The organism is Marinomonas sp. MED121 (genome assembly GCF_000153025.1).
GTDB lineage: Bacteria > Pseudomonadota > Gammaproteobacteria > Pseudomonadales > Marinomonadaceae > Marinomonas.
Genome location: NZ_CH672435.1, coordinates 102013 through 117948, shown reverse-complemented (window position 1 = coordinate 117948; position 15936 = coordinate 102013). Strand labels below are relative to the sequence as shown.

The 15936-nt window shown below is 44.6% G+C and carries 9 protein-coding genes and 1 pseudogene; 7 read left to right on the top strand and 3 right to left on the bottom strand.

All coding sequences use genetic code 11. The features are described 5' to 3' along the window. The first annotated feature begins 17 nt into the window (after nt 1-17). The 3 genes from MED121_RS22795 to MED121_RS22785 all read left to right on the top strand — a co-directional run bounded on the left by MED121_RS22795 (nt 18) and on the right by MED121_RS22785 (nt 10540). Nucleotides 18-8372 carry a VCBS domain-containing protein gene (locus MED121_RS22795; RefSeq protein ID WP_036181731.1) on the top strand — a complete coding sequence of 2785 codons (8355 nt, stop codon included), beginning with the start codon at nt 18-20 and terminating at the stop codon, nt 8370-8372. Between the two features lie 153 nt (nt 8373-8525). Continuing rightward, a complete protein-coding gene (locus MED121_RS22790; protein WP_009836166.1) occupies nt 8526-9137 on the top strand; it encodes an XRE family transcriptional regulator in 612 nt (203 codons plus the stop codon). A 56-nt stretch (nt 9138-9193) separates the two neighbouring features. Then, complete coding sequence (locus MED121_RS22785) at nt 9194-10540, top strand: 3-deoxy-7-phosphoheptulonate synthase class II (protein WP_009836165.1); 1347 nt, start codon at nt 9194-9196, stop codon at nt 10538-10540. Between the two features lie 101 nt (nt 10541-10641). Here MED121_RS22785 and MED121_RS22780 read toward each other — a convergent pair whose 3' ends face one another. Beyond that, the gene (locus tag MED121_RS22780) at nt 10642-11373 is read right to left on the bottom strand and encodes a GIY-YIG nuclease family protein (protein ID WP_009836164.1); all 732 of its coding nucleotides are present in this window, start codon (nt 11371-11373) and stop codon (nt 10642-10644) included. A 103-nt stretch (nt 11374-11476) separates the two neighbouring features. After that, entirely contained in the window at nt 11477-12103 is a 627-nt protein-coding gene (locus MED121_RS22775; RefSeq protein ID WP_009836163.1) for an O-methyltransferase, read from the bottom strand. Nucleotides 12104-12349: 246 nt separating this feature from the next. Here MED121_RS22775 and thrS point away from each other — a divergent pair. The 4 genes and pseudogenes from thrS (at nt 12350) to rplT (ending at nt 15490) form a co-directional block, all read left to right on the top strand. After that, nucleotides 12350-14267, top strand: a pseudogene (gene thrS / locus MED121_RS22770) (threonine--tRNA ligase). 26 nt (nt 14268-14293) lie between these two features. Then, the gene (gene infC / locus MED121_RS22765) at nt 14294-14827 is read left to right on the top strand and encodes a translation initiation factor IF-3 (protein WP_009836160.1); all 534 of its coding nucleotides are present in this window, start codon (nt 14294-14296) and stop codon (nt 14825-14827) included. A 69-nt stretch (nt 14828-14896) separates the two neighbouring features. Continuing rightward, entirely contained in the window at nt 14897-15091 is a 195-nt protein-coding gene (gene rpmI, locus MED121_RS24170) for a 50S ribosomal protein L35 (RefSeq protein WP_009836159.1), read from the top strand. A 42-nt stretch (nt 15092-15133) separates the two neighbouring features. After that, complete coding sequence (rplT, locus tag MED121_RS22760; RefSeq protein ID WP_009836158.1) at nt 15134-15490, top strand: 50S ribosomal protein L20; 357 nt, start codon at nt 15134-15136, stop codon at nt 15488-15490. A 148-nt stretch (nt 15491-15638) separates the two neighbouring features. On the opposite strand, the gene MED121_RS22755 is transcribed toward rplT, so the two are convergent. Beyond that, nucleotides 15639-15866, bottom strand: a complete 228-nt coding sequence (locus MED121_RS22755; protein ID WP_009836157.1) for a hypothetical protein — start codon at nt 15864-15866, stop codon at nt 15639-15641. Nucleotides 15867-15936: the final 70 nt, after the last annotated feature.

The window sequence follows — 15936 nt, the reverse complement described above, 5'->3', positions numbered from 1 at the left end:
ACGACCTTACGATTACCGTGACCGGCACAAACGATGCGCCAGTTGCTGAAGCCGCAACAGGTGCGGTGGCAGAAGACGCGAGCATCACAGGCACCATCAGTGCCAGCGATGTGGATCTGGCTGACGATGCGAGCTTGGTGTTCAGCACCGAGTCAACAGTCGAAGGCTTGACGCTGAATGCGGACGGTTCTTACAGCTTCGATGCGTCGTCTTACGACAGCTTGGAAGCAGGTGAAACACAGGTGATAACAATCCCTGTGACCGTGACCGACGACCAAAATGCGACCGACACAACGACCTTAACGATTACCGTGACCGGCACAAACGATGCGCCAGTTGCTGAAGCCGCAACAGGTGCGGTGGCAGAAGACGCGAGCATCACAGGCACCATCAGTGCCAGCGATGTGGATCTGGCTGACGATGCGAGCTTGGTGTTCAGCACCGAGTCAACAGTCGAAGGCTTGACGCTGAATGCGGACGGTTCTTACAGCTTCGATGCGTCGTCTTACGACAGCTTGGAAGCAGGTGAAACACAGGTGATAACAATCCCTGTGACCGTGACCGACGACCAAAATGCGACCGACACAACGACCTTAACGATTACCGTGACCGGCACAAACGATGCGCCAGTTGCTGAAGCCGCAACAGGTGCGGTGGCAGAAGACGCGAGCATCACAGGCACCATCAGTGCCAGCGATGTGGATCTGGCTGACGATGCGAGCTTGGTGTTCAGCACCGAGTCAACAGTCGAAGGCTTGACGCTGAATGCGGACGGTTCTTACAGCTTCGATGCGTCGTCTTACGACAGCTTGGAAGCAGGTGAAACACAGGTGATAACAATCCCTGTGACCGTGACCGACGACCAAAATGCGACCGACACAACGACCTTAACGATTACCGTGACCGGCACAAACGATGCGCCAGTTGCTGAAGCCGCAACAGGTGCGGTGGCAGAAGACGCGAGCATCACAGGCACCATCAGTGCCAGCGATGTGGATCTGGCTGACGATGCGAGCTTGGTGTTCAGCACCGAGTCAACAGTCGAAGGCTTGACGCTGAATGCGGACGGTTCTTACAGCTTCGATGCGTCGTCTTACGACAGCTTGGAAGCAGGTGAAACACAGGTGATAACAATCCCTGTGACCGTGACCGACGACCAAAATGCGACCGACACAACGACCTTAACGATTACCGTGACCGGCACAAACGATGCGCCAGTTGCTGAAGCCGCAACAGGTGCGGTGGCAGAAGACGCGAGCATCACAGGCACCATCAGTGCCAGCGATGTGGATCTGGCTGACGATGCGAGCTTGGTGTTCAGCACCGAGTCAACAGTCGAAGGCTTGACGCTGAATGCGGACGGTTCTTACAGCTTCGATGCGTCGTCTTACGACAGCTTGGAAGCAGGTGAAACACAGGTGATAACAATCCCTGTGACCGTGACCGACGACCAAAATGCGACCGACACAACGACCTTAACGATTACCGTGACCGGCACAAACGATGCGCCAGTTGCTGAAGCCGCAACAGGTGCGGTGGCAGAAGACGCGAGCATCACAGGCACCATCAGTGCCAGCGATGTGGATCTGGCTGACGATGCGAGCTTGGTGTTCAGCACCGAGTCAACAGTCGAAGGCTTGACGCTGAATGCGGACGGTTCTTACAGCTTCGATGCGTCGTCTTACGACAGCTTGGAAGCAGGTGAAACACAGGTGATAACAATCCCTGTGACCGTGACCGACGACCAAAATGCGACCGACACAACGACCTTAACGATTACCGTGACCGGCACAAACGATGCGCCAGTTGCTGAAGCCGCAACAGGTGCGGTGGCAGAAGACGCGAGCATCACAGGCACCATCAGTGCCAGCGATGTGGATCTGGCTGACGATGCGAGCTTGGTGTTCAGCACCGAGTCAACAGTCGAAGGCTTGACGCTGAATGCGGACGGTTCTTACAGCTTCGATGCGTCGTCTTACGACAGCTTGGAAGCAGGTGAAACACAGGTGATAACAATCCCTGTGACCGTGACCGACGACCAAAATGCGACCGACACAACGACCTTAACGATTACCGTGACCGGCACAAACGATGCGCCAGTTGCTGAAGCCGCAACAGGTGCGGTGGCAGAAGACGCGAGCATCACAGGCACCATCAGTGCCAGCGATGTGGATCTGGCTGACGATGCGAGCTTGGTGTTCAGCACCGAGTCAACAGTCGAAGGCTTGACGCTGAATGCGGACGGTTCTTACAGCTTCGATGCGTCGTCTTACGACAGCTTGGAAGCAGGTGAAACACAGGTGATAACAATCCCTGTGACCGTGACCGACGACCAAAATGCGACCGACACAACGACCTTAACGATTACCGTGACCGGCACAAACGATGCGCCAGTTGCTGAAGCCGCAACAGGTGCGGTGGCAGAAGACGCGAGCATCACAGGCACCATCAGTGCCAGCGATGTGGATCTGGCTGACGATGCGAGCTTGGTGTTCAGCACCGAGTCAACAGTCGAAGGCTTGACGCTGAATGCGGACGGTTCTTACAGCTTCGATGCGTCGTCTTACGACAGCTTGGAAGCAGGTGAAACACAGGTGATAACAATCCCTGTGACCGTGACCGACGACCAAAATGCGACCGACACAACGACCTTAACGATTACCGTGACCGGCACAAACGATGCGCCAGTTGCTGTGGCAGATGTTGGTAGTGTTACATTAGGATCGGCGATTACTCTTGATGTATTAAGTAATGATACTGATGTTGAGGGGGATAGCTTAACGATTACTGCTGCTAGTGTTTCTGCTGAGCAAGGGGTGGTTGAGATTGTTGATAATGAGCTTGTGTTTACGCCAGCAGATGGATTTACAGGAACGGCATCGATAACTTATACCGTTAGCGATGGTAATGGTGGTTTTGATACTGCTGAAGTTTCTGTAGGGGTTAATTCGGTGACCGTGGATGCGATCACATCGGATGATGTGATCAATGCGACTGAAAGCGGCGAGACCATCGCGGTGACAGGTTCGGCGACAGGTGGCGATATCGCAGCAGGTGATACTGTGACCTTGGTAATCAACGAGATCACCTACACAACAACAGTCGGCGCGGATGGCTCTTGGTCTGTTGACGTGTCAGGTAGCGACTTGGCAGCGGACACGGCGTTCAATGCGGTTGTTGAGTCAAGCGATGCGGCCGGAAACACAGTCGAAAGCACAGGCTCTTCAACTCATACGGTAGATACCTCAGCCGAAGGCAGAATTGATGTTGATTGGATAACCTCGGATAGCATTATTAATAGTGATGAGTCTGCAACGGGCGCCTTGGTAGCGATCACAGGTCATGTTGGTAATGATGCTCAACCTGGGGATCTGATTACGATTACATTAGAGGGCAATGTTATTGGCGAAGGGACTGTTTCAGCTGAGCAGGACGACAATGGCAATTATTTATACTCAGTCGATGTATTGGGTTCTACGTTGGCAAATACATCATTGGCTAACCCGAGTATCGAAGTGACTGTGTCTGGTACAGATGATGCTGGAAATAGCTTCTCAGCATCAAGTACGGAGGTTTACCAAGTTGATCTATTTGCTGATGTTGAAGTATTCGTTGAAGACAATAATTATGCTGATTCGGATAACGTTGTTAACTTTGATGAGCAAGGCAATATTTTAATCAGCGGTTTCTTTGAAGCAGGTGGCAGCGTTAATTCGATTACCATTACTGACTCTCAAGGTAATGAGGTCATCATTTCCAGTGATGAGGTCATGATTGATCAGGATTACTTTGAGGTTACCAGTGATGTCACTGCTTTATTAGATGGTACTTTATCTGTGGTCGTAAATGTGACGGATGCGGCGGGTAATACGGAAGATTCTTTCACCGAAACCATTGTGAAGGATACGGTTGCAGACGCCGGCACAGTTTTGATTAATCAAATAACAAGTGATGATGTTGTTAATGCGAGCGAAGCCGCTGGTACTGTGTCCGTGACAGGTACTGCCGCAGGTGGTGATATTGGCGCAGGCGATACCGTGACCATGACGATTAATGGCGAAGACTACACAACTACAGTTGATGGAAATGGCAACTGGACAGTGGATGTTGCAGGTAGCGACTTAGTAGCGGTCACAGAATTTAATGTGATTGTTAGTTCAAGTGATGCGGCGGGTAATACGGTCAATAGTATCGGGACTTCTAGTCATACAATAGATACGTCAGCGGATGCTGATAACAACTTTAGTGTGACAGTCGCCGCTACTGATGAAGAAACAGATGAATCAGAAGTGTCAGACGTCTCTGTCAGCTTGGCAGGTGTTGACGAGGATGCGGTGAGTGTTCAGGTTACTTTTACTGATAGTGATGATCCAGCGAATACTGTAACAGTCACTGCAACCCAAAACGGTAGCAGTTGGATTGTAGCGGATACTGATCTGAGCGGGTTGAGCGATGGCAATATCAGTGTGACGGCTACGGTTACTGACAGTGCTGGTAATACGAGTATCGCAACGGACACACTTGAATTAGATACTTCAAATAGTGCGCCTGTTATTGGTTCGATTGCGGACGCTGCTCTTTCTGAAGAAGGCTTGACGAACGCAAACCCTGAATTTGGGGATTCTACTGTCACCAGTGTCACAACAAACTTTAATGTGAGTGATGAAGATACTAGTGATTTGGCTGTCACTTTGACCGCTCCGACGGATAGTTTGACATCCAACGGTGTTGTGATTGTTTGGTCTGGTACCGGCACTGATACATTGATAGGTAGTGCTAATGGGGTGGAAGTTATTCGTGTGACTGCCACCGATCCAGTTGATGGGGTTGCATCCTATACAAGCACATTAAGTGGGCCAGTTGATCATGCTGATGGCACGACCGAAGATGAATTAAGCTTTGATCTTGACGTGGTGGTTAGTGATGGTGAAAACGATATAAGTGAAACGGTCAGTATTAGTATCCAAGATGACTCACCTGAGGCGACAACTAGCACGGCAAGCTTGACGCTTTCTGCTGCAAGCACTATCACAGTTAAGAACCTCGAAGCGGGTTTCTCAGATACCTCTTATGCTCCTGATGAAAATGAGGTTACTGAGACAGATAATGATTCGGATGCATTAATTGATGAAATTGCCTGGGGGACAGGTAGTGATGGTGCGTCATCTTTAGCTTTAACCGATGATACAGGGCTCACATCTGGCACAGGGTCAGAGGTTGAAAGTGGCATAAGCTTTGATCTACTTGATTTTGAACATGTTAATACGGCGGTTTCAAGTAATACAAGCTCGCTAGAATCGGCAGACCTTGATATCACCTTTGATCTTGAAATTAATGGCACTACAACGGCAGTGACTATCGCACTTGCCGTGACTCATTCTGCTACGGTAAACACGGGTAGTGACACAGATGATACTGTCACTATTCAAACTCAGAGTGTGGATGTTGAGGTCGATGGTCAGACGTATACCATAGTGATAGAAGGTTTTACTGACTCAAATAATAATACTGTAACAACAATCAGCACGGCAGAAGGGGCAACAGGGAATTACTCTTTAACGGCTCATATTGATGCACCGACATCAAATGCTCAATCTGTATCGGGTACATTAGAGTTGGATGTTGGTGCTGATGGAGGCTCTGTTGTTGCCGCTAGTAGCACGGATGATAACGGTACCTTGGTTGTGAATAGTGATGGTTCATACACCTTCACTGCATCTGATAGCTTAGTGGCATCGGTTGAAGCCAATGGTGCACAAACTATTAGTTACTCTTATTCTGTTGTCGATGCGGATGGTGATACGGTTGTTAATACCTTAAGTATTGATATCGAAAATGATGTTGAAACCCATGCAGATACTTATACATCGTCCGAAGATGTGGTCATTTCTGTTGATGCTGAGAATGGTGTCTTGGCCAATGATATCACTGATTTAGATATTAGTGTGTCGAGTTACTCTGTCAGTGGGCAAGTTGCTGATGCGGGTAACGCAATCACGATAGCGGGTGTGGGTGAGATTGTAATTAATAGTGATGGCTCTTATGGCTTTACGCCGGTTGAAGATTGGTCGGGTGATGTACCGCAAGTAACTTATACAACAAATACTGGTGATTCTTCGACATTGGATATTGATGTAACTGCTGTTGCAGATATACCAACATTAGCAGTGACGCTGGGAGAAGCTGGCTCTGAGGAAAGTACAGAAACCAGTTCAAATGTTAGTAATCTAGGTCTTAATACAAGCTCTGAAGATACTGAAACACGCACGCTTGATTTTGGTGTTGAGAATGCGGGTCAAACCGTCATCTTATCCTTTGATTCCATTATTTCAGGAGAATGGGAATCGAGTGGCTCTTACGCTGATAGCTATGAAATCTATGCAAATGATGTCTTGTTAGAGAGCTTTACCTACAGCCTTAACTATAACGAATCAGAATCTCAAAGTAATAGTTATTCTGTTGTTCTGGATAGTAACGGGCAAGTTGAGGTTGACTTTATTGTTGATAGTACGGGCAGTGATGAAGAAGTGGATATCTCGAATATCCAGGCAACATTGGATTCGAATAGCTCGATTCGCGAACTGACTATCAGTGCCGCTCAAACGGATAATGATGGCAGTGAAACCCTTACTTACTCGATTGCTGCCTTGCCAGCGGGTGTTTCTCTCTTGGACAGTAATGGTAATACGATAAACCCTGATCAAGATGGTAATTATGCTCTGACTCAAGCTCAGTTGACTGGCTTACAACTAGATACAGGTGATGTGACTGAAAGCTTTGATGTTTCAGTTACAGTGACAAGCTCAGAAGGTGGCACTAGTGAAGCGGTTACTCAAACCGTGAGTGTAGAAGGTAGTACAGCCACAGTGCTTGGATTAAGTGCCCAATACTATGCTTATGACGATAGTACCAATGGTAATTTATCCGACATTGACGATGCGATGGCTGTGGTCAATGAGAATGATCCGACAGCGACCTTTACTGCAACCGAGCTAAGTTATAGTTACGGAACAGGGGATCTAGGTCGTGATACTAACCTGGAAGATTTCTTAGGTGATGATGCCGCAAGCTTGAGTGCTAATCCAAGCACAGAGACTGGTGATGCTGTTATCTATATGACGGGTGATGTGTCGCTTGATGCTGGCTCTTATAGCATTAAAGTGTATGCCGATGATGGCTATCAAATCATTGTTGATGGCGTTGTTGTTGCCTCAGCGGATTATATCCAATCACCAACGACCAAAATTGAAACCTTTGATATAGCCACCTCCGGTGAACATACCATTGAAATCGTGTATTGGGATCAAGGTGGCGCTTATGTCTTTGATGTACAGTTATCCGATGACGGTGGTGCTAATTATAATGTGTTAGGTAGTGACGCATACCCAACATCTTACACATCAGACAATGCTGGTGAGAGCGCTTCAAGTGGTTATGTTCAGGATATTACAAGTCTTGATGATAGGATCGCTGCCTTTACACAAGATGATGCTTCATATGGTCAGAATGGTAGTGATCAATATGTGCATAAAGATTGGAAAGCAAACAATATTGTTGGTGATTCTAATAACAATATTATTGATAGTGGCTCGAATGATGACACTGTTTATGGTCAAGGTGGAGATGACTATATAGAAGGGCAATCTGGTGCTGACTATATCGATGGTGGGTCAGGTAATGATTACCTAGATGGTGGTTCTCAAGATGATACTATTTATGGTGGTGATGATAATGATCATCTTATAGGGCAAAGTGGTGATGACTATCTATCAGGTGAAGACGGAGATGATTGGCTAGAAGGTGGATCGAATGATGATGACCTTTATGGCGGTGATGGATCAGACTTGTTAGAGGGTGATACCGGTGATGATTATCTGTCTGGCGGTGATGGTGATGACCTTCTTTATGCTGGTGAGAACAGTGATACATTGCTCGGAGATGCTGGTGATGACATTCTTATGGGTGAAGGCGGAAGTGATTCACTTTCAGGTGGCGCTGATGACGATATATTAGTCGGGGGGACTGGTAGTGATACGCTAACAGGCGGTACTGGTGCTGATATGTTTGTCTTAGAGGATACTAATGACACTATTACTGACTTTGATGCTGCTGAGGATTCGTTAGATATTACTGAGTTGTTATCTGATATGGATGATGCTCCTGCTGATGATGCGTCCACGGATGCAATTGCTGAGTTTTTATCAAGTCATGTGAGTGCAACAGATGGTGCTGTGAAAGTTGATGGTTCTGATGTTGCTTCATTCGGCAGTGATTCCGACTTTGATTCAGATAATAGTGGCTCGGTAAATAGTTCAGACACGGTTTCAATTATCTATAATGATCAAGAATATACGATTAATATTGATGGTTAATGATTTAACAGGTAAATATTGAGCGTTAGAAATGGTACAAAGGCCTGCATTAGCAGGCCTTTGTCGTTATGTGGTGATAAAAAGCGTAAATCACGATAGGTTAACCGCGTGAGTTTTAGTACACTTTGTCTCTTGATTGTGTAAGGGTGCATTATGGTAAGTCGACCGTCGTTAGAAACGGCTAAAGCAGCAGAGCCGGATAATTTTGTAGAACCACTAGAGCTTGGGAAACGAGTAAAGGAAATTCGTTTAAGCAAAGGTTGGACATTAGAAGAAGTAAGTAAGCGAACTGGCATTGCTAGATCTACATTATCTAAAATCGAAAATGATCAGGTTTCACCAAGCTTTACCATAGTCCAAAAATTGATTCAGGGCTTAGGGATGGATTTGCCACAACTTTTTGTGGAAACCACCCCTAACTCCATTGCGGGGCGTCGAGATGTTACTCGCAAAGGATCGGGAGAGCCTCATCCTACAGCGACCTATGAACATGAACTATTAAACCCCTCCATTAGCCGAAAAAAAATGGTGCCCTTCAAAACTCGAGTAAGAGCAAGGCAGTTTGAAGAGTTTAAAGAGTGGGTGAGGCACGATGGTGAAGAGTTTTTATTGGTTCTAGGCGGGAAGATAAACTTTTTCTCTGAATTTTATCAACCAATTGAATTAAATGAAGGCGACAGCGTGTATTATGATGCTGCGATGGGGCATGCACTCGTGTCCTTGTCGGAAGAAGATGCAGAAATATTGTGGGTAGTAGCACGTTAGAGGCTGCTGAATTAAAGATGAAAAAAGAGAAAGTGAATTAGAAGGTTGAAAAAGATATGAGTCAGTGGGATGTCACTAGTTGGAGATCAAAAGAAGCATTACAGCAGCCAATTTATCCAGATTTAGCGCAATTAAAAGCGGTAGAAGATAAATTATCGGCCATGCCTCCTCTAGTGTTTGCAGGTGAAGCGCGTCAATTAAAAAGTGCCCTTGCAAAAGTAGCGCAAGGAAAGTCATTTTTACTTCAAGGTGGTGATTGCGCAGAGAGTTTTGCTGAGTTCCATGCAAACAATATTCGTGACACATTTAAAGTTATGCTGCAAATGTCAGTAGTATTAACCTTTGCCGGTAAGTGCCCAATTGTCAAAATTGGCCGTATGGCAGGTCAGTTTGCTAAACCAAGATCAGCAAACACTGAAACCATTAATGGCATTGAATTACCAAGTTATCGTGGTGATATCATTAACGGGATCGACTTTACGGAACAAGCACGTGTTCCAGATCCAGAACGTTTATTAAGTGTATATAACCAAAGTTCAGCAACTATGAATCTTTTGCGTGCATTCGCTCAAGGTGGATTTGCTGATCTTCATGAAGTACAAAAATGGAATTCAAACTTTGTTGCGAATAGCCCAGCGGGCGAGCGATACGGCGCGATAGCTCATAAGATTAATGAATCACTACAATTTATGGAAGCCTGTGGTTTTGACTCAAGTGTTCCGCAATTGCGTGAAACTGAGTTTTACACATCACATGAAGCACTTTTATTACCTTACGAAGAAGCTCTAACGCGCCAGGATAGTTTGACCGGTGACTGGTATGACTGTTCTGCTCATATGCTTTGGATCGGCGATCGTACACGTCAATTGGATGGTGCGCATGTTGAATTCTTGCGTGGTGTAAAAAACCCGATAGGTGTTAAAGCGGGTCCAACCATGAAGCCAGATGACCTAATTCGTTTGATTGATACATTAAATCCAGAAAACGAAGCCGGCAGATTGAACTTAATTGTACGTATGGGTGCTGATAAAGTTGCCGAAGGTATGCCAGAACTGATTCGAGCCGTTGAGCGCGAAGGTAAGCAGGTAGTGTGGAGCAGCGATCCGATGCACGGTAATACCGTAAAAGCATCAAATGGTTATAAAACACGTGCTGTTGATAGTATTTTGCGTGAAGTTCAACAGTTCTTCGAAGTGCACAAAGCAGAAGGCAGTTATGCAGGTGGTGTGCATTTTGAAATGACAGGTCAAAATGTGACTGAATGTGTTGGTGGTTCTTTCCAAGTAACAGAAGCTGATTTAGCAGATCGTTACCATACCCATTGTGATCCACGATTGAATGCTGACCAGTCACTAGAGCTTGCTTTCTTAATTTCGGATACATTGAAAAAAGCACGCGCTTAAGTTTATTGGTATCGCTTAGCTCACTATATAAAGAGCACTAAAAAGCCCAATCTAATTTGATTAGATTGGGCTTTTTATTTGGCTTAGAAAAAAGCGAGAGCTTAGCTTTTTCTACGACGAAATGCCGATGTGGCAGATTTAGACGTCATATCGATTTTAGCCATGATCAATGCCATTTCTTCCGCTTGATCTTGTTGTGCAGACTTTAATTTTTCTTCGCGTTCTTGTTTTGCGCTTTTTTCAGCTTCGCGTAGCATCTTTTGGATGCTTGCTTTACTAGGTGCTGTTTTGCTTTTGTTGCTAGGGCGGCTAATGGTAGATGGCTTTTTAACGTCTTCAAAGGTTGCTGAAGATGGGCCGTCTAACCTGTCTTCCCCGATCAACTCGCCAAACAATGAACTTGGTTTTTTGATAGAGGATGCTGCTGCTTTCGCGCTTGCTGTGTCAGCTTTTTTAGTGGTTTTACGTGTTGTCTTTTTAGGGACTTCCGCTGTTGATACGCCGTTAGCATCAAATTTTGCCTTGCTGCCAAAGCCTGTAAAAACAGGTTTAGCTGTAGATTGGCCAATTTTGTAGCCACGAAGACTGACACCGCTATAGATAGCAACATAATCTTGCTCTAGTTCGTATAGCTCTTCTTTATCATTTGTTTCAAATAGCTCTTCAACGGAAAAAGCGTCTGCACCATAGGTACGAATATCTTCATACAAAGGGAAATCTAGCCCTTCACCAGCGGCATCAACATATTGTTCAAAACGCTGGAAGGCATCATTAAAGGATGTCCCAATATAATTTTTGTTTGTTTCGTTATTCGTAATTTTAAAAACGACCAAAATCGCTGCCTCTTTCGATTTATCTTTTGAATAGCATAAAGCAATACATCACCTGCCATGCTAATGGCGGTGGCAGGTGTGTGAACTTTAAATTAAGTAGGGGTTATTTTTTTAAAACGAGATTTAACCCATCTCGAATATTAAGGTGAACGTTTTCTACTCGTTCATCTTCAAGTATGCGTTGGTTCATTGCGACAACAGCGTGATCGCTATTTTCCTCAGGTTGTAAAACACGTCCTTGCCAAACTGAGTTATCTATCACAATGAGTCCGCCGGGCCTTACTAATGGCACCACCGATTCATAGTAGTTAAGGTAATTACGTTTGTCAGCGTCAATAAAGACAAAATCATAATTTCCTTCTAACTTGGCGATGGTATCTAATGCAGGTCCGAAAATAGGTATGATCTTATGTCCATGTGGACTGCGATCAAAAAAAGATTGAGCAAATTCAATTGCTCTGGGATTGGTTTCACAACATGTGAGTTGTCCATTATCAGGCATGCCTTCGGCTATCGATAGCGCTGAATAGCCCGTAAACATGCCAATCTCTAATGCTTTTTTAGGTTGCACTAAGCTTGCAAGAAGCTTGAGTGTGCGGCCAATGGTTTTACCTGATAACTTATTAGGGAAACCCATGTCAGAATATGTCTTCTCGATGAGTTCAAGTAATAAGTCAGGTTCTGCTTGAGTGGTCTCAATGCAGTAATTTTCAAGTAAATTAAGTTCCATAGTGCCTTTAAGGAATAATTAGAGATTGTTGTGAAACGGAGCGCAATTTTACCTTGGAAAAAAATAAAGTCCATGGGCATTGATGAGAAAGTTTGTGTGATTTTTATCTTATTTCAAAAGCCCGCAAAAACTCGTTCAAATCCACATAATTAAGTCGCTTATTGGGCCCAAAAGTGTTAGGTTACTTGCCTTAATTTCCATGTGCTCTTTGGTATCGAGCACCACTGACCTCGATAGGGGAATAAAATGCCAGTAATAACTTTGCCTGATGGCAGTCAACGTGTTTTTGAAAATGCTGTCACTGTAATGCAAGTGGCTCAAGATATTGGTCCTGGTTTAGCGAAAGCAACCGTTGCAGGACGTATCAATGGTGAGCTAGTTGATGCATGTGAACTCATTAATCAAGATGCAAATTTAAGTATAGTGACAGGGAAGGATGAAGATGGTCTTGAGATTATTCGTCACTCTTTTGCCCACCTTGTAGGTCACGCAGTCAAACAACTTTTTCCAACGGCTAAAATGGCGATAGGACCAACCATTGAAAATGGTTTTTACTATGACATTGCTTATGAGCGCTCTTTAACGCTTGAAGATATGGCAGCTGTTGAAAAACGTATCGGCGAACTCATTAAGACAGATTATGACGTTAATAAGCGTATGACGCCTGTTGCAGAAGCGAGAGCTTTATTTGTTGAGCGTGAAGAAGATTATAAAGTTGAATTGATTGACGGGCTTGATGAGTCTATTTCAGAAGTAGGCCTTTATCATCATGAAGAATACACAGATATGTGCCGTGGACCCCATGTGCCAAACACCCGTGTATTACGTCACTTTAAATTAATGAAGCTTGCTGGCGCTTATTGGCGCGGTGATTCCAATAATGCCATGCTACAACGAATTTATGGTACGGCTTGGAATGATAAAAAAGAGCTTAAAGCACATTTGCATCGTTTAGAAGAAGCTGAAAAACGTGACCACCGTAAGTTGGGTAAAAAGTTAGACCTTTTTCATCAGCAAGAAGAAGCACCTGGAATGGTGTTTTGGCATCATAAAGGTTGGAGCTTATATCAAACTATAGAGCAGTATATTCGCCAAAAACAACGCGAAAATGGTTATCAAGAAATCAAAACGCCTCAGATAGTTGATAGGGTTTTGTGGGAGAAATCAGGTCACTGGGGTAAGTTTAGTAGTGGTATGTTTACCACTCATGCTGAGAACCGTGATTACGCGATTAAACCGATGAACTGTCCTTGTCATGTTCAGGTTTATAATCAGGGTCTTAAAAGTTACCGAGATTTGCCTCTGCGTTTAGCAGAATTTGGTTCTTGTCACAGAAATGAGCCATCGGGTTCCTTGCATGGTATTATGCGTGTGCGTAATTTTGTTCAGGATGATGGTCATATCTTTGTGATGGAAGATCAGATTCAAGAAGAAGTGTCAGCATTTATTAAGTTGTTGCATGAAATCTATGATGACTTTGGCTTTACTGATATCATTTACCGCCTTTCAACTCGTCCAGAGCAAAGAGTTGGCTCTGATGAAGTATGGGATAAATCAGAAAAAGCATTAGCTGAGGCGTTAAATGCCGCTAATCTTGAGTGGGAAGAATTGCCGGGTGAAGGTGCTTTCTACGGACCAAAAATTGAATTCTCTCTAAAAGATGCCATCGGCCGAATTTGGCAGTGTGGTACTATTCAATGTGACTTCTCAATGCCGTCACGTTTGAGTGCTCAATTTGTTTCTGAAGATGGAACGCGTCAAACACCGGTTATGTTGCACCGAGCTATTTTAGGTTCGTTGGAACGTTTTATCGGTATTTTGATTGAAGAGACAGAAGGTTCATTGCCAGCTTGGTTGTCACCTGAACAGGTTGTTGTGATGAATATTACCGATCGACAGTCGCAATATTGCGAAGATTTGGTAAAAAGATTTAATTCTAATGGCTTAAGAGCCAAACTGACTTGAGAAACGAGAAGATCGGGTTTAAAATTCGCGAGCACACTCTACACGAGTGCCGTATCTGATTGTAGTAGGGGATAAAGAAGTTGAACAACAACAAGTTGCTGTTCGTACCCGTACTGGAGATGATCTCGGCGTCATGAGTATTACGGATTTTGAGGAAATGCTTCATGCTGAAGTGGCCCGCCGTAGTCGTAAACAATAATTGGAGATAGAGCTATAAAAGGTAATATGAATCGTGGACGTCAAGCGAGTAAGCAGCGTCCAGAAATCAACGAGAATATTCAAGCAACTGAAGTGCGTTTGATCGCTTCTAATGGTGATCAAGTTGGTGTCGTTTCGATTGCAGAAGCGCTAGCAGCAGCGGAAGCAGAGAAGCTTGACCTAGTGCAAATTGCTGACTCTGATCCAGTTGTTTGTAAAGTTATGGACTACGGTAAGCATATTTTTGAGCAAAAGAAAGCGAAAGCTGCTCAAAAGAAAAATGCTAAACAGATCCAGGTAAAAGAAATTAAATTCCGTCCAGGGACGGAGGAAGGGGATTATCAGGTAAAACTCCGCAACCTGATACGTTTCCTTGAAGGAGGGGATAAGGCTAAGGTATCGCTTAGATATCGTGGCCGTGAAATGGCCCATCAGGAGCTTGGCATGCAACTTATGCACCGTGTCGCTGAAGACTTAGGTGAATATGGTGTCGTTGAACAAGCTGCGAAAATGGAAGGTCGTCAATTGACTATGGTGCTGGCCCCTAAAAAGAAGAAGTAATTAAACGCCTCTTAGTGATAAGGGGCTAATAATTACATTAACATTAACGAATGCGAGAGTGGTGTTATCATGCCAAAAATTAAATCACACAGTGGCGCGTCTAAGCGCTTCCAACGTACAGCGAACGGCTTTAAACATAAGCAGTCTCATACTAGTCATATCTTGACTAAGAAGTCTACTAAACGTAAACGTCACCTGCGTTCTTTGAACCAAGTGGCTGCAAGTGATGCTCCATTGATCACTCGTATGTGTCCTTACATTTAATAGTTTTTTTTAATCAATTTTAATTAGTAAAAGGTTTATATTATGCCTCGCGTAAAACGTGGTGTTCAGGCTCGTCGCCGTCATAAGAAGATTTTAAAGCAAGCAAAAGGTTACTATGGTGCACGTAGCCGTGTGTTTCGCGTAGCGAAACAAGCGGTTATCAAAGCAGGTCAATATGCGTACCGTGACCGTCGTCAGCGTAAGCGTCAATTCCGTGCTCTATGGATTGCTCGTATTAATGCTGCTGCACGTATCAATGGCATGTCTTACAGCCGTTTCATTGCTGGCTTGAAAAAAGCGGCAATCGAAATCGACCGTAAAGTATTGGCTGATCTTGCTGTGTACGAAAAAGAAGTTTTTGCGGCTATCGTTGAAAAAGCGAAAGCAAGCTTGGCTTAATTTTAGACGTAGCACTTTAGAGGTGGTTTTTTGTCGGTGTCATCTTTAACAAGTTATATTGTTAGAAAATTGACACTTAACTTAAGGTCAACTCATTGCAGTCTTTGATAGGGGAAGAATTCTTGCCGGTCATTATTTTTGCCCAGATTTATTGCCAAGCCTCTTGCTGTATCAAGTGAAGCAGCATTGACTTGTAGGCCATTAATGTGTGTTTCCTGCCTGAATTGTTAGGCCCTGCACGAGCCTTGCCTTGATCATCAGTGGCTTTAATGTAACCGCCTAGGCTTGCCATAGCTGAGGTTGCACAGAATATTTGATTGTTTTTTTTATTAATTCCTATTGGGCTTAAGCCTAATTTTTCTGGAATGGGGCACATATTTTAAAAATCTTCTGTGAAAGGCATCATATGAAGATATGGAGTCTTATATAAACATGTAACTGGTCTA

Bases quoted from the DNA above. Each gene is read 5' to 3' on its own strand.
- MED121_RS22790 (WP_009836166.1), top strand. From the start codon at position 8,526: ATGGTAAGTCGACCGTCGTTAGAAACGGCTAAAGCAGCAGAGCCGGAT.
- MED121_RS22785 (WP_009836165.1), top strand. From the start codon at position 9,194: ATGAGTCAGTGGGATGTCACTAGTTGGAGATCAAAAGAAGCATTACAG.
- MED121_RS22775 (WP_009836163.1), bottom strand. From the start codon at position 12,103: ATGGAACTTAATTTACTTGAAAATTACTGCATTGAGACCACTCAAGCA.
- infC (WP_009836160.1), top strand. From the start codon at position 14,294: ATGAATCGTGGACGTCAAGCGAGTAAGCAGCGTCCAGAAATCAACGAG.
- rpmI (WP_009836159.1), top strand. From the start codon at position 14,897: ATGCCAAAAATTAAATCACACAGTGGCGCGTCTAAGCGCTTCCAACGT.
- rplT (WP_009836158.1), top strand. From the start codon at position 15,134: ATGCCTCGCGTAAAACGTGGTGTTCAGGCTCGTCGCCGTCATAAGAAG.
- MED121_RS22755 (WP_009836157.1), bottom strand. From the start codon at position 15,866: ATGTGCCCCATTCCAGAAAAATTAGGCTTAAGCCCAATAGGAATTAAT.